Below are 22,011 nucleotides of genomic sequence, written 5' to 3' on the forward strand. Positions count from 1 at the left end.
GAAAAGACTTCAATGGGTTAAAGTTGCCAGAAATTAAAAAGCGCCGCATAATGGAATTATATGAAAAGTATCAGTGATTATACCAGTAGTACCTCCGCCATGGAGCTCTATACCTTTTTGGCCGAAGCGGTTGTAGAAGAGCGGATTCAGTCTTTTTCAACGTTGATGGAATGGGTAGCCCCCCTGCCGCGGGATGCCCGTTTTAACGCGGTGATACCCCGTATTTTTAAACTGATTCGAAAACTCCATTGGGGCTTTTTCCGCGATATCGACCCGGAAACGTATCCGAAAATATGGAAAGAGGTTGTTATTCCCCATAAGGAGTTAAAACAGTTTGGGGACCTGAAACGGAACCTGACGATTTCTGATGTTTATGTGGGGATTCTGGATCTTCACGGATATACCCGGTTTTGCGAAAAAAATAAGAACAACCTTTCCATGCTGCAAATGCTGGATGATATAATCCAGGTGGATCTCTTTAATATTGCAAAATCCTACAATGTGGTATTCCAACGCCGGCAGGGGGATGAGATGGTCCTTGTGGGCGCCTCTGCCTGTGATGTCCTGGCGGTTACGCTCCTTATTATTGATACCTTTGCAAAACGGCGGACCTTTAATGTAAAGGAACAGGCAAACCACCGGACGGGCTACAAGATTATTCTGGAGGAAATGCATGTCTCCGCTGGCATCGCGGGGGGCAAGAAATTTACCCCCTTTATCATCACCAAGGACGGAGACCTTTCTGGCGGTGTAATCAATACAGCTGCCCGTCTCCAGGGGAGGGCTAACGAACTCTCAGGCTCCCATTCTATGATTCTTGTGAGCCGTACGGTTTACACAAATTTCACCAACGAGATGAAAAATGCTCCCCATCCATTCTTTGTAAAAACCCCGATTAAGTTTTTTGATTCCGGCTGGATCAGCTTTAAGGGTATTTCGGTAGCGGTTCATGAGGTTCTTTACACCGAGCAGGATATGCAAAAACTGCTTTATGAAGCCCAGATGACTGATCTTTATCGGGCTATCGAAGGCGGGCTCTGGAAAGATGGTATTTATATTTCCCTCCTGTCCTTGCTTTCTAAGGTGCTCCGTACTATGCCCAAGCTAAAAATTGAAGTGACCGAACAGGGTTCCCTCCGGTGTCTTACGAACGAGGATATCATCAAATTTATTCAGGATACGCTTTCCACCTTCCGGATCACACAGGATTACCGGAAGGCGTTGAAAAACCTTGAAACACTTGTTGAGTACTTGGATGCAATTCCCCGCTTTGACCGCTTATGTCTCGAATATGCCCATTCGATTACCCAGGAATATAGAAAGATACTCTCCCGTTATGAAGCACGGATAGATACAAAAATTGAAGAGAAGGTGCCTACGGTGCTTCCTGCAAAATACCGTACCCTCTATGAGGAAGGCCGCCGGGGAGCTGAGATTTACCAAAAGCTTCAGGAGCGCCTGTACCAAACACTGACGCCCTTAGAAATATCACTCCTCTGGTCCAGTGTTATTGACAGCCTCCAGCAGCACCTGGATGTTTCGATACATTCAGGGAAAAAGTAAATTTAAACTTCTGGACGGCCATTTCTCAACTGCAAGCAATCGCGCCGCCTATTTTTTAACTCCATGGGTATTTGTCTACATTCTAAAAAACACTTGACAATTCTGATTTAGTGTATTAGTGTAATAATACACTATTTTGGAGGTGTTATGCTGGAAGTCAAGAATGTTGATTTTGGATATGGCAGGCAGCAGCTGTTTAATCATTTAAATTTGTCTGTGCAGCCGGGGCAGATTGTTGGTTTGCTCGGCCTTAACGGAGCGGGAAAAACCAGTCTTCTCAAGCTGATTGCGGGGGCCCTCTATCCCCATAAGGGTGAAATCAGTCTTTTCGGAAAATCCACGTTGCATCGGAGACCTGATGTTCTTGCGGATCTTTGCTTTGTTCCTGAAGATCCCTGGGGACCGGCTTTGACCCCTGAGGCTTGGTTTAGCCGATATGGGGTGTTTAGGCCGGCCTTTAACAAGGAGCTGTTTTATTCCCTTTTGGAAGAATTTCAGGTAGATAAAACCAAACTTATCTCCCGGATGTCCTATGGGCAGCGGAAAAAATGCGCCCTTGCCCAGGCTATGGCAAGCGGCAGCCGCCTTATTCTGCTGGATGAACCCACCAATGGCCTTGATATCCCCTCGAAAGCCCAATTCCGCCGTTCTCTTGCCATGGTAGACCTGCAGGAAACCATGTTCATCATTTCTACTCACCAGGCCAGGGACCTGGAAGCGGTGCTTGATCCTATTCTTATTATTCATGAGGGGAATTTGCTGTGCAGTTTCCCCGCCGCAGCGGTTAATGAGCAGTTTTCGGTTCGGCGGGTCGAACGCCTCGAAGGTCTGCCGGTGGTCTACGCAGAACAGGGGCCCCTTGGGTATCAGGCCGTATTGGCCGAACCTGGATCAGGGGCTGATCTGGAAATCCTCTTTACCGCGGCAATACAGAATCCTGTCTCATTCCGTGCCGCCTTAGAACCAAAGAAAACAGAGTCCGTTGAAAATTCAACCAAGGAGAATAGCTAAGATGCAAAAAGAACCCTTAAACCAATTCTATTCAGTGAAGCGATTATATTATCTTGTGCGGAACCGCCTTTTCGATGATATGGTTCCTATTCTTGTCGGTTCTGCGGCAGTCTTAGCCCTTAACCTGCTTTTGGTTATTGGATCAAGCCAATATAATATTGGCTCCGTAGAAAGCTGGGCTGCGCTCGGCGCGATTGCCGGTGTACTGCTTGCAGGGAACGCTTTTTCGAGAATGCATGATGGCAAGGCTGGTACAGAATGGATACTGCTTCCCGCAAGCAGCGCGGAAAAATATTCTGCCGCCCTGGTCATGTATCTTCTGGTGTATCCAGTCCTCATTTCAATTATTGCAGTTATAGAAACACTGATTATCAGTAGTTTTGGCAAAATACTCTATGGCATGCCCCTGTGGATTTATAATCCTCTTTCATGGGTACTAGTAAAGAATTATGGAAATTATGCCTTTTTTATACTGCTAGCCCTGGCAGGATCTGCCCGGTTCCGTAAATTCGCTATCGTTAAAACCGCCGCGCTCGTCCTCGGATTTGTGCTTCTTTCTTCGTTGCTTTTACTACTTGGAATCATGGTGGCAACACCAGAAGGCCGAATTATTATGATGCATGGCCTTCAGGGGAGTTCTATCCAGATACAGCGTTCCTTGGAGGTCGGAAAAGAAATGACCCTGAAGGTGCTCTACACCATCTTTACAATTGGTACCGCGGCCTTTGTATTGGGCTACGGATACGCGCTTGTATGCGAAAAGGAGGCTCGGGATGAAGTTCAATGAGGATCGACCCATCTTTGAACAGATTGCCCTGCTTCTCGAAGACCGTATATTAGCCGGATCTTTTTCCGAAAACGGCCGGCTCCCATCGGCCCGGGAACTTGCTGCATCTTTAGAAGTCAATCCCAATACTGCAACCAGGGCGCTCCAGCTATTGGCAGATACGGGACTCGCCTATGCAGAACGGGGTGCAGGCTATTATGTAGCCTCCGGCGCGGCGGAAAAAATTAGAACCGTGCGGAAGGAGCGATTTTTTAACGAAGAATTGCCCCGATTTTTTTCAATAATGAAGAGCCTCGGCATCCAGTTTGATGAACTAGCTCAACGATGGACTACATTTGCTATAGGGAGTGAAATTAAATGAGTGTGAAAAAACTTAGCAGCAAATTATTGCTGATTTATGGAGTATTTTGTTTTCTTACGTATATCGTTGCAATAGTACTATTTATTCGCTAGTTTTAGTGATTTTTTAATCCGGGTCTGCTCTCCCAGCGCCAGGCCTGTTTCCCTCCGTACAGGTTGGTAAAGCAGGATGGCGTCGGAACGGCGAAGGGTTCGGAATTGGGTTTCCCCAGGCAGGCCCTCTCCGAGCTTAGCGGAAAAGGGTATGCGGCCTTCGTCTCCGCAGAGTATAAGACGGGTCCTGCCAGCCTTGTTCAGCATGGGCTCTGACACAATCCGATAGGGCCCCCGCTGATCGGTGTCCCCTTTAGTTCCTCCAGCCGCTTCGGCAGTTGCGGTATCTTCTGTTGCGCTTGAATAATTCGCCGTATCCAGCGCTTTTGGGTGGCTTCCCAGGTTGTCCAAGGCGCGTGCTTCTGTCAGGTACACCGGGCTGTTGCCCAAATGGTCCTCTCGGCGGCTCATGACGAGGGCGGTCGTTTTTACCAGGTCCTTGTCGAGGCCGGTTTTCTTTGCCAGGTCCCGGACGGTCCGGGGCGGATTCCAGGCAAAATCGCTGTGGCAGGTCTGCTGCGATTCTTTAAAGGCCGGGCATGGCCGTTGGGTAAAGCAGGGCGCCAAAACCCGCCAGTCTGAAGCTACGAGCCGGTCCCGCAGCGCAAGGAGATCCCGTCCTGTTGCGAGCAGAGCCGGTTCCAGGATGATGAGTATCCCCCCTGGTTCAAGATGTTTTCCCAGTTTTGCAATAAAAGCTTCCCGTTTTTGGAGCCTCTCCGGAGTTTCTTTCCACAGCTCGTTGAGCATGTGGCCAATGGTGATGATGTGGTATTTCCCCGCAGGAATGGCGGATGTACCGGCCCACCAGGGGGCAATAGTTTTCATGTTGTACCCAGCCTGCTGGGCTAATGCTTGGGCATGCTTCAGAGCAAGCGGACTCTGATCGCAGGCCCTAATTTCAATACTGTCCGGAGAAATTCCCCGGAATCTCAGCCAGTCCGCTGTAGCGAGGCTGCAAGGGGCCGGCCCTGATCCCAGGTCCAGGATGCGAAACCGCCCCTCCGACATAGGTACAAAAGGAGCCCGGTTCTCTGGCTTTACCGAATGTGCCTCATAGGTCATATCAAGCATGCCCCAGGTCTGAGCGTAGGATGTAAACCAGTAAAAAAGCAGGTATGCACCAAGCCTCTGGCCCTCATCCATATAAGCGGAGCCTATGAGGGCCCGATCCCCCGTAAGGCCCCGCTGCAGGGCCAGGAGGTCCGCCGCGGCCCTTTCTAGTTCATGACGGCTGAGGGGACCATAATCCTGCAAAACAGAAGGCCGGCCTGTTATAGCAGGGTTTTTGTAATTTTTAATTCCTCCCTGCAAAACCCGCCATTCGCGGATGAGGCGCTCTTCCCAGATTGCCAGTTCAGCGGATGGTTTTTCAGGCACCGGCCCGTTCCTTTGCCCAAAGTTGAATCAGTTCCAGGATGGTTCGGGTGGATGCAACCATATCCGAAAGGGAAGCCCATTCGGTTCTGCTGTGGTAGTTGTGGCCCCCAGTGTAAACATTGGGCGTCGGAATCCCCATTTGGGTAAGCCGGGATCCGTCGGTGCCTCCCCGGATTGGTTTTAAGTAGGCCTTTACCGCTGCCTTTTCTGCAGCTCGTTCAAGCAGCTCCAGGACCTTGGGATGTTCATCAATCTTTTGTTTCATATTGATGTACTGCAGCTGGGGTTTTACTTCTACCCGACCGCCGGGGAACTGGGCTTCCACGGTTTTGCCGAACAGTTCCAGGGCTGCAAGCCGCCGCTCAATTTCCTTCTGATCAAAATCCCGGATATAAATTTCAAGAGATGCTTCTTCCAGGTCTCCCTTGATTTCTATTGGACAATAGTAGCCGTAGTAGCCGTCGGTTGCTTCAGGACTTTCCGAACGGGGAAGGAGCGTGGCATAGGTGGCGGCCATCATGGTGGCATTGGCCAGTTTTCCCCGGGCCTGTCCGATATGGATAGCCTTGCCATGGCAGAGTACATCAATCTTGTAGGCCGTAAAACATTCTACCTCAAGCTCTCCCGCAGGACCGCCGTCCAGGGTGTAAAAAGCCGTGGACTTAAAAGACGAAAGCGGAAACTCGGGGAGTCCCTTGCCGGTTTCTTCGTCTGGGGAAAAAACGATTTCCAGGGGGCCGTGACCAATCTCAGGGTGGGCCTGAAGGTAATCCAGGGCTGCCATGATTTCTGCAACACCCGCCTTATCATCGGCCCCCAGCAGGGTAGTTCCATCGGTATGGATAATGGTATCTCCGATTCGTTTTGCAAGGGCCTCGTCTTTTGCAGGATCCAGACTAACCCCGTCTTTAAGAGTAATGACTGACCCATCGTAATTAGTGGTGACGATTGGATGCACATCCTTGCCGCTCACATCGCTGGCGGTGTCCATGTGGGCCATGAAACCGATCGTTGGGGCCTCTTCGTATCCCGGTGTGGCGGAAAGCCGGGCAATCACATAGCAGTGCTCGGTGAGCTCTACCTGTGAAATACCAAGCCCTTTAAGTTCATCAACCAGCATCCTTGCCAGATCCCATTGACCGGGGGTGGATGGAGTTTCCGCAACATGACGGTCACTGGTTGTCCAAATCTGGACATACCGGGTGAACCGGGGAAGCAGACGGTTTACCATGTCGGTGTCCGCTAAGCGCTTTGTAAAATTGTTCATGTCTATACTATGCGTATTTTGTATTCCCTCGTAAAGGCCCTGCCGATTTCCGTTTTATGCCCATATTTAGGCATGGAGGCAGATTTTCTTGCCTCTTTTGGTCATCAATCTGTATATTATTATCTATAATGAATATTCCTAAATATCCTGAATTTGTGCCAATCAGTCTGGAACTAAAAGAAGATTTATATCCGCGGCTTAACATGACCGCCGACGGGGTTTCGGAATTTACCTTTTCTAACCTTTATCTCTTCCGAAAACGGTACAACTATCAATTATCCCACGATGACAATACCATCATCATTTCGGGCGAACGGGAGGGTAAAAAATTTTTTATGACCCCCTGTTCTATACCCTCCCGGGATGTAATAGAAGATCTTTTTGTGCACCATGATTATTGGAAAAATCTTTCCGATTCAGTGCTTTGTGCGAACTGTATTACCTTGCAGGATCTTAGTATTACAACCCTGGAAGATCGGGATAACTTTGATTACCTGTACCTCAGAAAGGATCTGGCAGAGCTTTCTGGGAAAAAGTACCATAAAAAAAGAAACTTGGTGAATGCGTTTATCAATTCCTATACCTACGAGGAACGGCCCTTAACCGCGGAACTCGTTCCTCAGGCGCTTTTTGTGCTTGATGAATGGTGCAAGGAAAAGGGCACCGAAGGAGACTATGTGGCCGCCAAGGAAGCTCTGGAGCGGTTTGAATACCTGGGGCTCAAGGGTGCCATGTATTATGTGGATAATAGGCCTGCGGGCTGGTGTCTGGGAGAAAGCGTGGCTAAGGGCCGCATGTTTGCCGTTCATTTTGAAAAGGGCCTTGAGGTTTACAAGGGGATTTACCAGTTTATTAACCAGGCTTTTGCCTCGTCGCTGCCCAAACATTTCCTTTACATTAACCGTGAACAGGATCTGGGCGATGAGGGGCTCCGGCAGGCCAAAATGACCTACCGGCCCTGCGGTTTTGTTCGTAAGTATGTGGGAAGGCGGGGCTAGGCTAAACTATGCTTTAGAATTACAGCGCTACTCTAACCCTTAATTGTTCATCAATATAAAGTCCATATTACTCTGACGGCTCAAGCTGGCCATTTTCATAATGGTATACACGGTCCCGTTCCATTAAAAAGTACATTGAGTCCGGGGCGTTCTTTTCCAGGGATGTCCGAAAGGGCTCTGGATTAAGCGAGTTGTGGGGAAAGAGGTCCCAATGGGCGGGAACCACATAGCGGGCCTGGGCTGCGCCGGCAAGTCGGCTTGCATCCCAGTGCGAAAGGTTGCCGTAGCCCGCATTAATACAAACAGCCATGACGTTGGGGCCGGTTCCGCCATTCCATTCTGCAATTGTCTTGCAGACTTCTCTGGACGCAAGTGTAGGTAATAGATCGCACCAGGCAGTGTCCCCCGTATTCCAGAAGGTGCTGCCGTCGCTAAACCGGATAATATAGCCCACATGGTTCAGGTCTGTTCCGTCGGTTGGCAGCGCAAAGGTAGCTTTAATCCGAATGCCCCCTTCAAATGGACTTTCACTGCTCCGCCGTATTTGTTCCGCCGCGGCAAGCATGCCGGGTTTGCTGTAAAAGGTTATTTCTTCTCCCGGATGTATAAGCCTGAGCCGTTCCGCGCTGATGCCGGCTTTTTCCGCCGCCTTAAGGGCATCCCGGGGGCCTGCAACGCGTATGTGGCCTTTGCCTGCCAGGGCCCGCAGCGTTTCCGGGTCCGCGTGATCGCAGTGAGAATGGGTAAGCAATACCAGGTCCACATCCAGGTTCTCTGGGGCAATCGGCGGCGGAAAAAGCCGGCTTTTAGGTGTCGGCGTTTTGTCTTTGCCTCGGGAGGCACACCAGTCGCTCAAATAAGGATCGATGGCTATAGAAAAGCCTTGGCTGTCCATCAATATAAAAGAATTCTGTCCGAGAAATCGAATGGAAAATCCGCTCTTTTGTATCATTCTGGCTAAAGCTCCTTAAGTGATAGTGTAATGCTTCTCTTTATAATATCAAGATTTATAATTAAAAAAGCAACCATTTTCCTTGCTAAATCTCCATTTTGGTATATACTGTCATTGCTATGGCATATACGATACTTGTTATCAATCCCGGGTCTACCTCCACCAAGGTTGGTGTGTACCGGGACGAAGAAACGGTCTTTTCTTCCGGTGTTTCCCATTCTGTAGAAGCCCTTGCTCAATTCGATACAGTGGCAGACCAGATGGAGTTTCGCGAGAAAGCTATTTTGGAGTTGCTCGATGCTCACGTTATCGATCATAAGGCTATTGATTGTATAGTAGCCAGGGGCGGACTGGTACGCCCTCTGCCTCATGGGACCTACCGAGTCAACGATAAAATGAAGGAGGACCTCCGCACGGCCTGTTACGGAGGTCACGCTTCTAATTTGGGTGCCCTCATTGCGGATGATCTGGCAACTAAACTGGGTGTTCCTGCCTATATAAGTGATCCGGTGGTTGTTGATGAACTGGACGATGTGGCGCGTCTCACAGGCATTAAGGGTATAAAGCGGCGCTCTATTTTCCATGCCCTAAATCAGCGGGCTGTAGCCCTCCGGTATGCAAAGTCCAAGGGTTTACGGTATGATGACATAAATCTTATTGTTGTCCATATGGGCGGCGGTGTGACCGTGGGTCTCCATCGGCGAGGCCGGGTAACGGACGTGAATAATGGCTTAGACGGCGAAGGTCCCTTTACTCCCGAACGGGCTGGTACAATCCCCGCAGGATCTCTGGTGAGTCTCTGTTTCTCCGGTGAATACAGTGAACACGAAATCCGAAAAATGCTGACCGGCCATGGGGGTTTTGTAAGCCTCTTGGGCACCAACGATATGAGGGAAGTGGAACGTCGGGTCAGCGAAGGGGATCAGGAAGCGGCTTTGGTCCTTAATGGTTTTATATACAGGGTTGCAAAAGAAGTGGGATCCTTGGCTGCGGCGGCGGACGGAAAAATAGATGCCATCCTGCTAACCGGCGGCATTGCTCATGATACCAATGTCATCCAGGGAATAACAAAAAAGGTGTCGTGGATTGCCCCGGTGGAAGTATTCCCCGGCGAAGGCGAATTGGAAGCACTCCGTGATGCAGGACTTCGGGTCCTGCGGGGAGAAGAAATTCCAGTAGAGTATTAGAGGAATGGATATGAAATCTATCGCTGAATTGATCCAAAAGGCGAAAAGTCTGTCTGCGGAAAACGGCCGGGTTCAAATAGCTGTTGCGGCAGCCCAGGACGAAGAGGTTTTGGTTGCCGTGGAAGCAGCCCGTAAGGACGGATTTGCGGATGCGGTTTTAATCGGAAACACCGGGCAGATAGAGTCTATTGCAAGGGCTAAAAATATAGATCTTTCTTTTTATAAGCTTGTTGATGAGCCTGATATCGTCCGTTCTGCCGCTCTTGCGGTGGATTATGTGCGGCAGGGAAAGGCAGCTTTTGTTATGAAGGGAATTCTTGATACTTCGGTACTTCTTAAGGCTGTTTTGAACAAAGAAACGGGGCTGAATGCAGGCCGGCTCGTGAGTCATGTTGGGGTAGCCGAGTCAGCCAATTACCATAAATTATTTCTCATGACCGATGCGGCAATTAACATTGCGCCGACCCTGCAGGAAAAAATGGATATTATCCGCAATGCGGTGGATTGTGCGCGGGCCCTGGGCATCGAAATGCCTAAGGTGGCGCTTTTGGCCGCGGTCGAGAAGGTAAACAGCGACAAAATGCCCTGTACGGTCGATGCTGCTATTCTGACCCAAATGAACCGCCGGGGTCAAATAAAGGACTGTATTGTTGACGGGCCTCTGGCTTTGGATAATGCTATCAGCGCCGAATCAGCCCGGATAAAGAAAATCGAAAGCCCCGTTGCAGGGGATGCGGATATCCTGGTGGCGCCGGACATTGAGGCCGGAAATATCCTGTACAAGGCTGTCATTGACCTGGGCGGGGCTAAGGGGGCAGGGCTTGTCATGGGGGCTGGGGCACCGGTGGTCTTGACAAGCCGGGCCGATAGCGCCGAAACAAAGCATGCCTCTATCGCCTTGGCGGTGCTGGTTTCTTTTACCATGAAAAAGAAATAATCAGAGCAGGACGGGCCTGATCCGGTTGTAGTACTGAAATCATAGGCCTGTCTAAATAGTTCCATAAGGAGGCCCTATGGCTAAGAGAGGCAAGGTTGTCATTGACCGGGAAATGTGCAAGGGATGTTATCTCTGCGTCCGTGCATGTCCTTCCAAGGTTCTTGAACCAGACACAACACCTAATGCAACAGGAACATACCCTTCCTTTGCAAAGTATATGGAAAAATGCATAGCATGCGGCAACTGCTATCAGGTATGCCCCGATGTCTGCATCGAGGTGTATGAACTGGAAGGAGACGAGGCATGAGCGAAGGAAAACGCTTAATGAAGGGGAATGAGGCTATTGCGGAGGCCGCTATGAGAGCGGGCTGTACCGCTTATTACGGCTATCCGATTACTCCCCAGAACGAATTAACGGCCTACATGGCCCGGCATATGCTTGCCCGAGGCCGGGTTTTTATCCAGGCGGAGAGCGAAGTGGCCGCCATCAACATGGTATATGGTTCCAGTGCTGCGGGTGCCCGGGCAATGACCAGTTCCAGCAGCCCCGGGGTGAGTCTTAAACAGGAAGGTATTTCCTATGCAGCGGGGGCGGATATTCCCCTTGTATTGGCTAATGTGGTCCGGGGCGGCCCCGGTCTGGGTTCCATAGCTCCCAGCCAGGCCGACTATTTCCAGTCGACCCGGGGAGGCGGCCATGGAGATTATTATACCATCGTGCTGGCCCCGAAAAGCGTGCAGGAAGCAGCGGACCTGACCTATCTTGCATTTGACCTCGCCGACACCTGGCGGATTCCGGTGATACTCCAGGCCGACGGCATGATTGGACAAATGATGGAAGGGGTAGTGTTGCCTCCTGAGCGGGATCTCAAGGATCTTCCCAAACGGGACTGGGCCGTGGGCCATCAGGCACTTACAGGCCGCGAAGCACGGCATATTTCGTCCCTGGATCTCGTGCCGGAAAGTCTCGAGGCCAAAGTAAAAGCCCGTTTCCAGCGCTACGAACAGATTAAAGCCAAAGAAGTCCGCTATGAGTTAATCGGCGAAGATGCGGACCTTTACATGGTCGCCTATGGTACCTCCGCCCGGGTTTGCCTTGGCGCAAAAAAACTGGCGGATAAGGCAGGAATTAAACTTGGGCTGTTCCGGCCGATAACTCTCTGGCCTTTCCCAGAACAGGCCCTTTCAGAGCTCGCTAAAAAAGGTAAGCCCTTCCTGACTGTCGAAATGAGTATGGGACAGCTTGTTGAGGATGTCCGGCTTTCGGTTCTCGGCCGCGCACCAGTTCATTTGCTGGGCCACTGCGGTGGAGTCATTCCAACGGAAGAAGAGGTCTTCGCTGAGGCGAAGCGTATCCTCGGGAGGTAAGACATGAAAAAACTCTACGGACACCCCGAGAGCCTGAAAAAGGTTGCTACGAAATATTGCGCCGGCTGCGGCCATGGCGTAATACACCGGCTCATTACCGAAGTTATCGATGAAATGGGCTTGCAGCAGCAGGCAATTATTACCAATCCGGTAGGTTGTTCTATTTGGGCGGATCTTTATTTTGATTTTGATTCAGTCCAGCCGCCCCATGGGCGTACTCCCGCGGCTGCAACAGGGATTAAACGGGTGCTGCCTGATCACCTTGTGGTTTGCTACCAGGGTGATGGGGATCTGGCTGCCATCGGTACCGCTGAAATTATTCATGCGGCAAACCGGGGCGAAAAATTTACCGTTATTTTCGTTAATAATGCGATTTATGGTATGACGGGAGGCCAAATGGCCCCCACCACCCTGGTTGGGCAAAAGGCAACCACCGCGCCCCTGGGGCGGGACCCGGTGGAGGCCGGTATGGGCTATCCTATTCAGGTTTGTGAATTGCTGGCTACGTTAGGTGGAACAAGATATCTTGCCCGCGGCGCGGTGAATACACCTGCTAACATCCGAAAGACCAAGCAGTATATTAAAAAAGCATTCCAGGCCCAAATGGCAGGTATTGGATTTACCATGGTAGAGATCCTGTCCCAATGCCCCACCAACTGGAGCATGGAACCGGCTGAGGCGGTGGATTGGCTCGAAAAAAACATGATTCCCTACTATCACCTCGGGGAAATTAAAAACGAGCTCGAAGGGGCTTCTGCGGGGGCCGCCGCAGCCAGCGTTGAAGTCGGAGGCGCTGTTGCAAAGGGGGCTGCACGATGACAGAAAAATCCTTTTTTGCCGGTTTTGGCGGCCAGGGGATCATTTCCCTGGGACAAATCTGGGTGTATCTTGCTATGGAAGAGGGTAAAAATGTTACCTTTTTTCCCTTTTATGGGGCCGAAAAACGGGGCGGTATTGCCCGGGCGGGGGTTATTGTTTCTGACGAAGAAATCGCGAGTCCCTTAGTAACCGTCCCTGATTCGGTGTTGGTTATGAACCCCGATTCCCTTCCCTTATGTGAAAAAATGGTGCGGCCCGAGGGTCTTATGGTCATCAATTCCACGATTGTGAAGGATGACCCAGGCCGGAAAGATATTCGGGTGGTCAAAATAGATGCCCAGGGAATAGCAGAAAAGATCGGAGACGCTAAGATTGCCAATATGGTAGCCCTTGGAGCCCTTGCAAAGCTTACCGGGGCGCTTAAACTGACCGATACGGAGCGGATCTTAAAAAAGTTTTTCCCCGAGACAAAGCACAAGTTTGTCCCCATGAACCTGGAAGCGATCCAGGCGGGGTATCAAGCGGTTTAGGGAAAGTTTACGGGGCGAGCCCCGCGAAATTGGTTCAGTTTTTTTCGGGGCGTGCCGCGATTGGCGCAGGTTGTTGAAATGCGTTAGGCGTTTCAACAACCTATTTTGTCCCCACAACCTTCCAGACCCGCTCGACCCGTTTGAGGTTGCTGCTGGTCTTGAGTATGAGTTTATACTGGCCGGTTTCGGTCAGTATGATCGGATCAATCTCTACCGATGCTCCAGCCTTAATGGATACCCGGTCCTGTCTGATTGTCTTGGATTTAGCGGGATCAAGATCCATTTTATAAAAGAGAATCTCAAAAATACCATCTTTCCCGGTTTCATTCCTCACCACAAATTGAACGCCGCTTCCCACTTGGGCCGGAATCTTATCAGTATAGATAAGGACTTCATTCGTAATGGCGAACGAAATGGTATCTACGGGAATTTCGTTTTTAACCGGTTCCTGAGCCGGAGAGCTGTTTTCAGGTTTCTGAGCAACACTGTTTTGCGCCGAATTGTCCGAGATAAAGCTGCGGACGCCGATAAGCCGTGGACCGAAATAGGAATCATTCAGGGAAGAAATCATAACACCAGTGCGGGGCCCCTGTGAGACCGCATGGACCATCTGGTTTTTATCGATAAGGAGTGCCACATGACTGGGGAAGCCGCCAGAGGTATCAAACACGAGGATGTCCCCGGGCTGCGCCTTTGCAAGGGGTATAGCAAGTCCAATGGCCCAAATCTGCCTGGACGAACGGGGAAGCGTTATTGCAGCGGCTTCCCGGTATACATAGCCGACAAACCCAGAACAGTCAAAGGCCGTGGGAGAAGATGCGCCGTACATGTAGGGGACCCCTACATATTTCGTGGCTGTCGTAACAATAGCTTTACGAAGCGAAGCTGTATCAATGGCAATCGCCAGGAAGGGCGCTATAAATATGAGCAGTATAATATGGAGTGTGCGATATCGCATGAGCAGAGCCTCAGTTATATAATATACACCGGTTTCTACCAGATTCTTTAGCTCTGTACAAGGCTTCATCGGCACATGAGATTGCTTCCCGAATATCTGTTTGGATTGTTGTGCAGTGAATACCAATACTCACGGTGACCGCAACTTCAGGATTTTCATCAAAATGAAGATGCTGAATATGATCCCGAATTCGTTCTGCTACCGCCAAGGCTATTTTCTCATCCGCCCCAGGAAGAACAACCAGAATTTCTTCTCCGCCATAGCGGCAGCTGATATCCTGGGTTCGAAAAGCTTCCTTGCAGGCCCCTGCTATAGCAACTAAAACGGTATCACCAAACAGGTGGCCGTAATTATCGTTAATGTGTTTAAAATGGTCGATATCGATTAAAAGCAGCGCAAATGTTTCATCTGGGCGGTTCTCTAATAAAAACCTATTTATCCGTGCATGGAATGAGCGCCTGGTGGGCAGTCCGGTAAGCCAGTCGGTAGCCGCTTCCTGTTCGCTTATTCTGTGCCGTAATGCATTGGCAAACGCAACCCCTGCTTGTTCAGCAAAGAGCAAGGCATTGCCAATCTGATCTTTTGTAAAACAATTTTCTTTTTTTGAATAAAACTCGATGCATCCAATCAGTTTGTTTCTTTTAATAATGGGTACTCCCAGAATATGTCGGTAAGGTCCGGAAGCTGGGGCAAATACCTTTGGGGTTGGATCTGGTTTAATGAATGACTGGAGCAAAAGATTAGGAATACAGGCGGGGTCCACGCCTGATTGGAATCCGCTGGCTGCAAGCAATATGACCTCATCATCTTCCAGTACCCGTACCGTGGCTGCATCAAAGGTGAGAATTCGAGAAGCCTGGTATATCATTTGCTCAGCCGCTTCATAGGGGTCCAGGGTAGTGCTCAGAATGGTAGCCGCATTCCTGATTTCTTCTGAGCGCTGTAATAGCTGGCGGTAATGGTCGAGCTGTTTTTTTACGGTTTCCAGCTGCAAGACCAGGTCGGTAATATCCACATCCCAGCCTATATAAAGCCGGGGTGTTTTTTGTTCCGAACGTTCAAGAACGATAGCCCGGTGCCGAATGGTATGGTATTCCCCTGACCGTGCGCGGATTCGGTATTCTCCTTCCCACAGGTCGTTTTCACCCTTAACAAGGCGTTCATGAAAGCTTTTTGTCTTTTCAAGGTCTTCAGGATGCACCACCTGGAGCCATGAATCGTGCTTCATGTCCCGGTCAGAATAGCCTAAATTTTTCCAGATAGTGTTCGGAATTGCTTCGCCGCTTTCGTAATTTTTAACAAAAACTCCAGAACCTTTAAGAAGAGTTAGCAGATATGGAGATTTTAGAATCTTTTGTTTTAATGATAATTTTTTAATATGTAATGGTTTAGCCATAGTTTTTACATTATAAATCTTATTTTCAGTATGTAAAGATGGAATTTAAAATTATAATAATATTATGCCAAAACTGAAGTTATCGATTCGTAAAAAGCTGCTCCTCTTTTATATCGCTTCTATCAGTGCGGTGGCGATGCTGGACCTCTATGTACAGTTTGTTACCTACCATGGTGTTCAGGAGTTCGATTTCCGGCTTAACCGATACCATCAAATACACCGTCTCAGATTGGATTTAGCCCAGCAGTTTCAGCGGATTGAGCGTCAGCTGAGAGAAGGCAATATTCCCGATGAATCCCAAATAGATCAGGAGCAGCGAGCCCTCTATTATACCCTTTCCCAGCTTGAATCCCATGAGAGTGAAAGTAAAAACGTTTATTTTAATTTACGGGCTACCCGGCGGGGGCTGGATGCCTATTTTATACAGCTGGGAAAGGGTATTGCAGCCCGAGGCCACAAGGATGCCACATGGTACCAGGATATAGCTGCTGCAGGGCGAATTGCTGCTTATGTGGATTTATACCTTGCGACAACGCTTTCCGATGCAATGCAGGCCGGTTCTGATCTGTATCAGATTCTGGTGGGACGTATCCACCGAATCAGGGCTGCTACGCTGGGCCTTTTGGGAGTCTTTATCATCCTCTTTGGTTTAGCCGCTATTGCCTTCTCATCTGCCATAGCTAAGCCAATCCATCGGCTTGCAGAGGCTTCCCAGCGAATTGCGCAAGGAGACTTGGATGTCCCTGAAATTAAAACCGCTACCGGAGACGAAATAGATACCCTGGCAAGTGCATTCAATACCATGAGTCAAAATATAAAACGGATGGTTCAGGACCTTCGGGATAAAGCAGAATTGGAACGAAAACTGCGGGAGGAAGACCTGGCTCTTAAGGAAGCCCAGTTTATCAATCTGCAGGATCAAATACGGCCCCATTTCCTGTTTAATGCAATTAACACGATTGCCAGGACCGCTCTTTTTGAAGGAGCCCGGGAAACAGAGCAATTGACCCTTGCACTGGGGGCTTTGTTTCGCTATGCCCTCGCGTCCCCCCAGGTTTTGGTTTCCATCGAGGAGGAAGCTTCTATTGTAAGTGAATACTTGAAATTTCAGTCTCTTCGATTCGGTAAGCGGCTGCAATGGAAAGTGAACATACAAAAAAGCGCTCGGTCAGTGCTTATTCCCCGCTTTACCTTACAGCCCTTTGTAGAAAATGCGGTAAGGCACGGTATAGAACCTCTGGAGCAGGGAGGGAGCGTGGAGCTTACCATAAATCGCAGGGGTAATATGGTATATGCTAAAATAAAGGACACCGGAAAAGGGATGTCTTTCAATAAGATTGATAAGCTGCATGAAGGACTTGGAATCAGCAATGTCCGAAGACGCCTGCAGATCTGTTACGGTGATCGGGCCTCGTTGCAGATTAAAAGTACTTTAGGACAGGGGACCACCGTATCTGTTGCTTTTCCGGCAGACACAACAATGGAGGTGCATCTCGGATGACTGAAATAGCGGTTCTTGTCGCAGATGATGAAGAATTAGAGCGAAGGGCTATAAAAAAAATACTCGGAGAAATGAACGGATTATCCTTAGTTCTCTATGAAGCTGAAAATGGCCGGGAGGTTTTAGAGAGAATTCAGCAAGCCAAAATCGATATTGTATTGCTTGACATAAGGATGCCGGGCTTGGATGGTATCTCCATTGCGAAACAAATAAACCTCTTGCAACCCGCTACCCACATTGTGTTTGTGACTGCCTTTAGTGAATTCGATTATGCCCGGGAGGCGATACGGCTCGGTGTACAAGATTATTTGGTAAAACCGGTATCCAGAGAAACAGTGCAGGAAACCATCGCAAAAGTAATACAGCATATAAAGACAGAACACCAAACAGCTCATTCAAGCTTTGTCTCGGAAAGTCTCTTGCTGCAGGAATTGGAAATCGATATTGGAAAGGGCCGCCTTTCGGACGAGAAACTGTTAGCCTATGCTGAATACAGGGGAATGAAAAAAAGTCAGACCTATCTCATTGCTGCCGATTTAGGCTGTTTGGCTGGAAATAACAAGATTGTACAGGAGAATCTGGTAAAAAAAATAAAAATATATCTTAACAATAGTTTCGATACTCCCGGAACCATAGTACTTGGCAGTGAAACGGAGGATATACGCCGATTTTATGCGGTTCTATTATTCAGTGAGCCTGTGAGTGAAGCAGCGTTGCAGTCGAAATTCCATTCTATTGTGGATCAAATTAAAAATCAGCTTGGCATAAAGCTTAAATTTACAGCCATGGAATGGAAAGGCGGCAGTATTGGGGACTTGTTTATGGAGCTGTGTAATTACAGTTCTTTGGCAAGAGATGCATTGCCGCTATTGGTTGTCGATCCTGTAGCGGGGCTATCGCAGGAACATGCGAAGGGTAAACTTGCTAAAATTATGGGATATATGCGGCAGCACCTCGCTCAAAATATTTCACTAAAGGAAGCTGCATCAGTGGTCGGACTTTCGCCTTTTCATGTAAGCCACCTGTTTAAAACCTATCAGGGTGAAACTTTTGTGCAGGTGTACACCCGTTTGCGAATAGAAGCTGCTAAAAATGTGCTGAGGGATGGCCGGTATTCTATTAAAGAGGTGTGCAGCATGTTGGGCTATAATGATCAGGCATATTTTTCACGGGTATTTAAAAAGCATGAAGGAATTAGTCCCCAGGAATATCTAAAAAAGTATGAATAGGATAAAGACCGAAACAGCAAAAAAGTACAAATAAAAGCAAAATCTTTGTAAGTTCTGCTTTTCAAAGCCTCCTATCATTAATAGTGCCTGACTAATGGAACAGTTATATTGAAACTGCACTGTTCCAACAGTGAGGAAAAACCGTTTTTAGGAGGATTGTATGAAGAAGTTGTTGCTGGTCATTTCTGGCCTCGCCCTCGTTGTGTCCATGACCTTTGCAAGCGGTACCCAGGATCAGGGTGCGGCTGCGGGAGCTAAAGAAGTAAAGCCTATTGTTCTTCGTTTGGCAGAAACCCATCCTGCAGATTATCCCACAACGAAGGGTGATATGAGATTTGCCGAGCTGGTCAAAGAACGTACCAACGGTAGGATCATCATTGAGGTCTATCCCAGTTCACAATTAGGTCAGGAGAAGGCTGTTATAGAACAGGTACAATTCGGAGCCATCGATTTTACACGGGTCAGCATTTCTCCCCTGGCATCTTTTGTGCCCGTATTTAATGCTCTGCAAATGCCCTATCTTTATCGTTCAGAAGAACATATGTGGAATGTTTTACTCGGTCCTATTGGAAAAGAGCTGCTTGCATCTCTTGAACCCTCCGGCTTTATAGGTATTGGCTGGTTTGAGCCGGGAGCCCGCAATTTCTATAACTCCAAGCGGCCCGTCTACAAGCCGGAAGATCTGGCGGGGCTTAAAATCCGGGTCCAGGAAAGTGAGCTTATGGTTGGTATGGTACAGGCTCTGGGTGCAGCGGCAACTCCCATGCCTTATGGCGAAGTATACTCGGGCTTACAGACTGGTGTTATAGATGGAGCAGAAAACAACTGGCCCAGCTATGAATCGACCAGTCATTATGAAGTGGCAAAATACTACACCCTCGACGGGCACACCAGGGTTCCGGAAATCATTATCGCCTCTAAAATTTCCATGCAGAAACTGTCCAAAGAAGACCAGGAAATCATAAAACAGGCTGCATTGGATGCAATCCCCTATCAGCGGCAGCTTTGGGCTGAGCGGGAGAAGGCTTCGGAAGCAAAGGTCCGGGCCGGTGGCAGCATTATCATTGAAGTAACAGACAAGACTCCCTGGCAGGAAAAAATGAAAGCCCTCTATGCAAAGCAGCCTAACGATGTACAAGCCCTAATTAAACAGATTCAGGACGTAAAATAATACCTACAGAAACAGGGCCGGTAAATGCTGGCCCTGTTTTTTAGCTCACTGTGAGGTTTATTCATGCAAAATCGGATAATAGCTTTTTTTAACACTATTCATATTGCGTTGGTCTACTTGGCCCAGATCCTCATGATCGCTATGGTGCTTATCATTTTTATAAATGTGGTTCTCCGCTATGTATTTAACAGCGGACTCATGTGGTCGGAAGAGGTGGCCCTCCTTCTGGCGGTGTGGTTCATTTTTATCGCCATGATTATTGGAGTAAAACAGGATCTGCACATCAATATATCAGTACTGCCTAAAAGGATCTTGACCCCAAAGGTATTGTTTTTGCTTAACAAGACAAAGAATCTCGTTGTGCTCTTTATTGCGACAGTAATGTTGGTAGACGGTTTTAAGCTGGTCCAATTTACCATGGCTTCTATAATGCCTGCAACAAAACTCCCTGCTGGTTTATTGTATGCCATCCTGCCGATCAGCGCGATTATCATGATCTATGAGTCCCTTATGGATTTATTTAATGTTGATACAAACGATCATGCCGTTGATGCCTTTTTATCCGGGAAAGGAGACTCCCATGCCCGATAGTACCATAGCAACCATACTGTTATTAGGCCTGTTTGTGTTCCTTATGATTATCAGACTGCCCATAACCTTTTCGCTTATTTTTTCATCTATCGTGACCGCTGTCTATCTTAAAATACCTCTCATGGCGGTGGTACAGCAAATGGTTCAAGGTGTGAGATCCTTTAGTCTATTAGCAATCCCGTTTTTTATTATCGCCGGAGAAATGATGGGCCAGGGTGGTATCTCCCGGAGGCTTATTCTCTTTTCAAACCTCCTGGTGGGCCGTATTCGTGGCGGTTTAGCCCAGGTGAACTGTCTTGCGAGCATGTTCTTTGGTGGTATTTCTGGTTCTGCCGTGGCGGATGTTTCATCAATTGGTACCATCCTTATTCCTATGATGAAACAAAAGGGTTACGACGATGATTTCTCCGTAGGTATTACCGTTACGAGCGCCTGTCAGGGTGTTATTATTCCGCCGAGCCATAACATGATTATTTATTCCCTCGCTGCAGGGGGCGTTTCGGTTGGGCGGCTCTTCCTGGGCGGATTTATTCCTGGTGTGCTCTTGGGAGTAGGCCTCATGATCGTGAGCTATATATTCGCCATAAAACGGAACTACCCGAAGGAACGTCGTTATACCCTTAAAGAAGCCCTGCAGATTACCAAGGATGCGGTACTAGGCCTTTTAACTGCGGTTATTATCATTGGCGGGGTTATTTCCGGAGTATTCACCGCTACCGAATCGGCAGCTATTGCCGTCGTGTATGCGTTTATAATCACCTTTTTTGTGTACCGGGAAATACCCTTAAAAATGTTTCCCCGCATCCTGTACAACTCCCTTAAAACCCTGGCAATGGTCATGGCCCTCATTGCAGCAGCAAGCGCCTTTGGTTGGCTCATGGCTTATCTGAGGATACCCGCAAAGGCTACTGAAGCGCTCCTTTCGGTAACCCATAACAAGGTGCTGCTGTTGATTCTCATTAATGTGTTACTTTTACTGCTTGGTATGATAATGGATATGGCTCCTCTGATTCTGATCACCACACCAATTTTATATCCTGTTGCCGTCGGTTCCCTGGGGATGTCTCCGGTTCATTTTGGTATTATGCTGATACTGAATCTTGCTATTGGTCTGACGACCCCTCCTGTAGGTTCCGCCTTGTTTGTTGGTTGTGCTGTGGGTAAGATTCGGATAGAACAGGTCGTAAAGACCATGCTCCCCATGTGGCTGGTTATGTTTGCTGTTCTAATGCTTATCACCTTCGTCCCGGAAATAACCATGTGGATTCCGGATATGCTCATGCCCCAAAAATAAGTTCTTTATAACGATAGCAGTCTGTCAGGTGGTCGTTTACGAGTCCTGCAGACTGCATATAAGCATACACGATGGTGGGCCCGACAAAGCTGAAACCTTTTTGGACTAGTTCTTTTGAGATTTTTTCGGAGAGGGCCGTTTGTGCAGGGATTTCAAAGAGCCTTTCCCAATGGTTTATAATTGGCTGTCCATCTACCCAGTTCCAGAGCCAATGAGAAAACGTGACTCCCTTTTCCTGCATTGTAAGAAATGCTCGGGCGTTCGTGATGGCCGACTCAATCTTTCTTCGGTTCCTGATAATCCGTCCATCCTGCATAAGCCTGAGTATGTCAACATCGGTGTAGCGGGCTATCTTATCTGGATCCAGGTTGTCCATAGCAGCCAGGTACCCCTGGCGGCGCTTCAGTATGGTGATCCAGGAAAGGCCTGCCTGGGCCCCTTCGAGTACCAGGAGCGAAAATAGGGCTTTATCATCCCTGAGGGGAGTGCCCCATTCGGTATCATGGTATTGTTGGTAATCCCTGTCCCCGAGGCACCAGGGGCAGCGAAATGGTTCATGCAAGTCCATGACCGTACTGTAGCAGATAAACAAAAAAAGAAAAGCAGCATGATTGAAAAT

General features: G+C 48.7%; 22 protein-coding genes. 16 read left to right on the forward strand and 6 right to left on the reverse strand.

Features of this window, described 5'->3' with window-relative positions:
* Positions 1-60 precede the first annotated feature (60 nt).
* The 4 genes from Q7P68_RS01675 to Q7P68_RS01690 all read left to right on the forward strand — a co-directional run bounded on the left by Q7P68_RS01675 (position 61) and on the right by Q7P68_RS01690 (position 3,722).
* Complete coding sequence (locus Q7P68_RS01675) at positions 61-1,563, forward strand: nucleotidyl cyclase domain-containing protein (protein WP_304222013.1); 1,503 nt, start codon at positions 61-63, stop codon at positions 1,561-1,563.
* A 147-nt stretch (positions 1,564-1,710) separates the two neighbouring features.
* A complete protein-coding gene (locus Q7P68_RS01680) occupies positions 1,711-2,574 on the forward strand; it encodes an ABC transporter ATP-binding protein (RefSeq protein ID WP_304222016.1) in 864 nt (287 codons plus the stop codon).
* 1 nt (position 2,575) lies between these two features.
* On the forward strand, positions 2,576-3,361 hold the full coding sequence (locus Q7P68_RS01685) for a hypothetical protein (RefSeq protein ID WP_304222019.1): 786 nt from the start codon (positions 2,576-2,578) through the stop codon (positions 3,359-3,361).
* On the forward strand, positions 3,348-3,722 hold the full coding sequence (locus Q7P68_RS01690) for a GntR family transcriptional regulator (protein WP_304222022.1): 375 nt from the start codon (positions 3,348-3,350) through the stop codon (positions 3,720-3,722). Before Q7P68_RS01685 ends, Q7P68_RS01690 begins: the two co-directional genes overlap by 14 nt.
* 77 nt (positions 3,723-3,799) lie before the next feature.
* Here Q7P68_RS01690 and Q7P68_RS01695 read toward each other — a convergent pair whose 3' ends face one another.
* Both Q7P68_RS01695 and pepT read right to left on the reverse strand, forming a co-directional pair.
* Entirely contained in the window at positions 3,800-5,194 is a 1,395-nt protein-coding gene (locus tag Q7P68_RS01695) for a small ribosomal subunit Rsm22 family protein (protein WP_304222025.1), read from the reverse strand.
* Complete coding sequence (gene pepT / locus Q7P68_RS01700; protein ID WP_304222027.1) at positions 5,187-6,461, reverse strand: peptidase T; 1,275 nt, start codon at positions 6,459-6,461, stop codon at positions 5,187-5,189. The genes Q7P68_RS01695 and pepT overlap by 8 nt, the downstream gene beginning before the upstream one ends.
* Before the next feature lie 128 nt (positions 6,462-6,589).
* On the opposite strand from pepT, the gene Q7P68_RS01705 reads away from it, so the two are divergent.
* A complete protein-coding gene (locus Q7P68_RS01705; protein WP_304222029.1) occupies positions 6,590-7,459 on the forward strand; it encodes a DUF2156 domain-containing protein in 870 nt (289 codons plus the stop codon).
* A gap of 67 nt (positions 7,460-7,526) precedes the next feature.
* Here Q7P68_RS01705 and Q7P68_RS01710 read toward each other — a convergent pair whose 3' ends face one another.
* Positions 7,527-8,411, reverse strand: coding sequence for an MBL fold metallo-hydrolase (locus Q7P68_RS01710; protein ID WP_304222031.1), 885 nt, complete (start codon positions 8,409-8,411; stop codon positions 7,527-7,529).
* A gap of 119 nt (positions 8,412-8,530) precedes the next feature.
* Between Q7P68_RS01710 and buk the strand changes: the two genes are divergently transcribed.
* The 6 genes from buk to Q7P68_RS01740 all read left to right on the forward strand — a co-directional run bounded on the left by buk (position 8,531) and on the right by Q7P68_RS01740 (position 13,252).
* Entirely contained in the window at positions 8,531-9,598 is a 1,068-nt protein-coding gene (buk, locus tag Q7P68_RS01715) for a butyrate kinase (protein ID WP_304222034.1), read from the forward strand.
* A gap of 10 nt (positions 9,599-9,608) precedes the next feature.
* The gene (locus Q7P68_RS01720; protein WP_304222037.1) at positions 9,609-10,535 is read left to right on the forward strand and encodes a bifunctional enoyl-CoA hydratase/phosphate acetyltransferase; all 927 of its coding nucleotides are present in this window, start codon (positions 9,609-9,611) and stop codon (positions 10,533-10,535) included.
* Positions 10,536-10,611: 76 nt separating this feature from the next.
* The gene (locus Q7P68_RS01725; protein ID WP_304222040.1) at positions 10,612-10,842 is read left to right on the forward strand and encodes a 4Fe-4S dicluster domain-containing protein; all 231 of its coding nucleotides are present in this window, start codon (positions 10,612-10,614) and stop codon (positions 10,840-10,842) included.
* A complete protein-coding gene (vorB, locus tag Q7P68_RS01730) occupies positions 10,839-11,903 on the forward strand; it encodes a 3-methyl-2-oxobutanoate dehydrogenase subunit VorB (protein WP_304222043.1) in 1,065 nt (354 codons plus the stop codon). The genes Q7P68_RS01725 and vorB overlap by 4 nt, the downstream gene beginning before the upstream one ends.
* Before the next feature lie 3 nt (positions 11,904-11,906).
* Positions 11,907-12,722: a thiamine pyrophosphate-dependent enzyme gene (locus tag Q7P68_RS01735; RefSeq protein WP_304222046.1), complete on the forward strand. Its 816-nt coding sequence runs from the start codon at positions 11,907-11,909 to the stop codon at positions 12,720-12,722.
* The gene (locus Q7P68_RS01740) at positions 12,719-13,252 is read left to right on the forward strand and encodes a 2-oxoacid:ferredoxin oxidoreductase subunit gamma family protein (protein WP_304222048.1); all 534 of its coding nucleotides are present in this window, start codon (positions 12,719-12,721) and stop codon (positions 13,250-13,252) included. The genes Q7P68_RS01735 and Q7P68_RS01740 overlap by 4 nt, the downstream gene beginning before the upstream one ends.
* A 100-nt stretch (positions 13,253-13,352) precedes the next feature.
* Here the strand turns inward: Q7P68_RS01740 and Q7P68_RS01745 are convergent, their stop codons facing one another.
* Positions 13,353-14,279, reverse strand: coding sequence for a C40 family peptidase (locus tag Q7P68_RS01745; RefSeq protein ID WP_304222051.1), 927 nt, complete (start codon positions 14,277-14,279; stop codon positions 13,353-13,355).
* Entirely contained in the window at positions 14,221-15,606 is a 1,386-nt protein-coding gene (locus tag Q7P68_RS01750; protein ID WP_304222053.1) for a sensor domain-containing diguanylate cyclase, read from the reverse strand. The genes Q7P68_RS01745 and Q7P68_RS01750 overlap by 59 nt, the downstream gene beginning before the upstream one ends.
* A gap of 64 nt (positions 15,607-15,670) precedes the next feature.
* On the opposite strand from Q7P68_RS01750, the gene Q7P68_RS01755 reads away from it, so the two are divergent.
* The 5 genes from Q7P68_RS01755 (at position 15,671) to Q7P68_RS01775 (ending at position 21,392) form a co-directional block, all read left to right on the forward strand.
* Positions 15,671-17,107, forward strand: a complete 1,437-nt coding sequence (locus Q7P68_RS01755; protein WP_304222056.1) for a sensor histidine kinase — start codon at positions 15,671-15,673, stop codon at positions 17,105-17,107.
* Positions 17,104-18,336 carry a response regulator transcription factor gene (locus Q7P68_RS01760; protein ID WP_304222059.1) on the forward strand — a complete coding sequence of 411 codons (1,233 nt, stop codon included), beginning with the start codon at positions 17,104-17,106 and terminating at the stop codon, positions 18,334-18,336. The genes Q7P68_RS01755 and Q7P68_RS01760 overlap by 4 nt, the downstream gene beginning before the upstream one ends.
* 160 nt (positions 18,337-18,496) lie before the next feature.
* Positions 18,497-19,507 (forward strand): TRAP transporter substrate-binding protein, encoded by a 1,011-nt coding sequence (locus Q7P68_RS01765; protein ID WP_304222061.1) that lies wholly within the window; start codon positions 18,497-18,499, stop codon positions 19,505-19,507.
* 63 nt (positions 19,508-19,570) lie between these two features.
* The gene (locus Q7P68_RS01770; RefSeq protein ID WP_304222062.1) at positions 19,571-20,098 is read left to right on the forward strand and encodes a TRAP transporter small permease; all 528 of its coding nucleotides are present in this window, start codon (positions 19,571-19,573) and stop codon (positions 20,096-20,098) included.
* On the forward strand, positions 20,088-21,392 hold the full coding sequence (locus Q7P68_RS01775; protein WP_304222065.1) for a TRAP transporter large permease: 1,305 nt from the start codon (positions 20,088-20,090) through the stop codon (positions 21,390-21,392). The genes Q7P68_RS01770 and Q7P68_RS01775 overlap by 11 nt, the downstream gene beginning before the upstream one ends.
* On the opposite strand, the gene Q7P68_RS01780 is transcribed toward Q7P68_RS01775, so the two are convergent.
* Complete coding sequence (locus Q7P68_RS01780) at positions 21,376-21,960, reverse strand: DNA-3-methyladenine glycosylase I (RefSeq protein ID WP_304222068.1); 585 nt, start codon at positions 21,958-21,960, stop codon at positions 21,376-21,378. The two genes, Q7P68_RS01775 and Q7P68_RS01780, sit on opposite strands and share 17 nt — an antisense overlap.
* Positions 21,961-22,011: the final 51 nt, after the last annotated feature.

This window comes from Gracilinema caldarium (assembly GCF_029265695.1).
Taxonomy (GTDB): domain Bacteria; phylum Spirochaetota; class Spirochaetia; order Treponematales; family Breznakiellaceae; genus Gracilinema; species Gracilinema caldarium_A.

Bases quoted from the DNA above. Each gene is read 5' to 3' on its own strand.
- Q7P68_RS01675 (WP_304222013.1), top strand. From the start codon at position 61: ATGAAAAGTATCAGTGATTATACCAGTAGTACCTCCGCCATGGAGCTC.
- Q7P68_RS01680 (WP_304222016.1), top strand. From the start codon at position 1,711: ATGCTGGAAGTCAAGAATGTTGATTTTGGATATGGCAGGCAGCAGCTG.
- Q7P68_RS01685 (WP_304222019.1), top strand. From the start codon at position 2,576: ATGCAAAAAGAACCCTTAAACCAATTCTATTCAGTGAAGCGATTATAT.
- Q7P68_RS01690 (WP_304222022.1), top strand. From the start codon at position 3,348: ATGAAGTTCAATGAGGATCGACCCATCTTTGAACAGATTGCCCTGCTT.
- pepT (WP_304222027.1), bottom strand. From the start codon at position 6,461: ATGAACAATTTTACAAAGCGCTTAGCGGACACCGACATGGTAAACCGT.
- Q7P68_RS01705 (WP_304222029.1), top strand. From the start codon at position 6,590: ATGAATATTCCTAAATATCCTGAATTTGTGCCAATCAGTCTGGAACTA.
- Q7P68_RS01710 (WP_304222031.1), bottom strand. From the start codon at position 8,411: ATGATACAAAAGAGCGGATTTTCCATTCGATTTCTCGGACAGAATTCT.
- buk (WP_304222034.1), top strand. From the start codon at position 8,531: ATGGCATATACGATACTTGTTATCAATCCCGGGTCTACCTCCACCAAG.
- Q7P68_RS01720 (WP_304222037.1), top strand. From the start codon at position 9,609: ATGAAATCTATCGCTGAATTGATCCAAAAGGCGAAAAGTCTGTCTGCG.
- Q7P68_RS01725 (WP_304222040.1), top strand. From the start codon at position 10,612: ATGGCTAAGAGAGGCAAGGTTGTCATTGACCGGGAAATGTGCAAGGGA.
- vorB (WP_304222043.1), top strand. From the start codon at position 10,839: ATGAGCGAAGGAAAACGCTTAATGAAGGGGAATGAGGCTATTGCGGAG.
- Q7P68_RS01735 (WP_304222046.1), top strand. From the start codon at position 11,907: ATGAAAAAACTCTACGGACACCCCGAGAGCCTGAAAAAGGTTGCTACG.
- Q7P68_RS01740 (WP_304222048.1), top strand. From the start codon at position 12,719: ATGACAGAAAAATCCTTTTTTGCCGGTTTTGGCGGCCAGGGGATCATT.
- Q7P68_RS01745 (WP_304222051.1), bottom strand. From the start codon at position 14,279: ATGAAGCCTTGTACAGAGCTAAAGAATCTGGTAGAAACCGGTGTATAT.
- Q7P68_RS01750 (WP_304222053.1), bottom strand. From the start codon at position 15,606: ATGGCTAAACCATTACATATTAAAAAATTATCATTAAAACAAAAGATT.
- Q7P68_RS01755 (WP_304222056.1), top strand. From the start codon at position 15,671: ATGCCAAAACTGAAGTTATCGATTCGTAAAAAGCTGCTCCTCTTTTAT.
- Q7P68_RS01760 (WP_304222059.1), top strand. From the start codon at position 17,104: ATGACTGAAATAGCGGTTCTTGTCGCAGATGATGAAGAATTAGAGCGA.
- Q7P68_RS01765 (WP_304222061.1), top strand. From the start codon at position 18,497: ATGAAGAAGTTGTTGCTGGTCATTTCTGGCCTCGCCCTCGTTGTGTCC.
- Q7P68_RS01770 (WP_304222062.1), top strand. From the start codon at position 19,571: ATGCAAAATCGGATAATAGCTTTTTTTAACACTATTCATATTGCGTTG.
- Q7P68_RS01775 (WP_304222065.1), top strand. From the start codon at position 20,088: ATGCCCGATAGTACCATAGCAACCATACTGTTATTAGGCCTGTTTGTG.
- Q7P68_RS01780 (WP_304222068.1), bottom strand. From the start codon at position 21,960: ATGGACTTGCATGAACCATTTCGCTGCCCCTGGTGCCTCGGGGACAGG.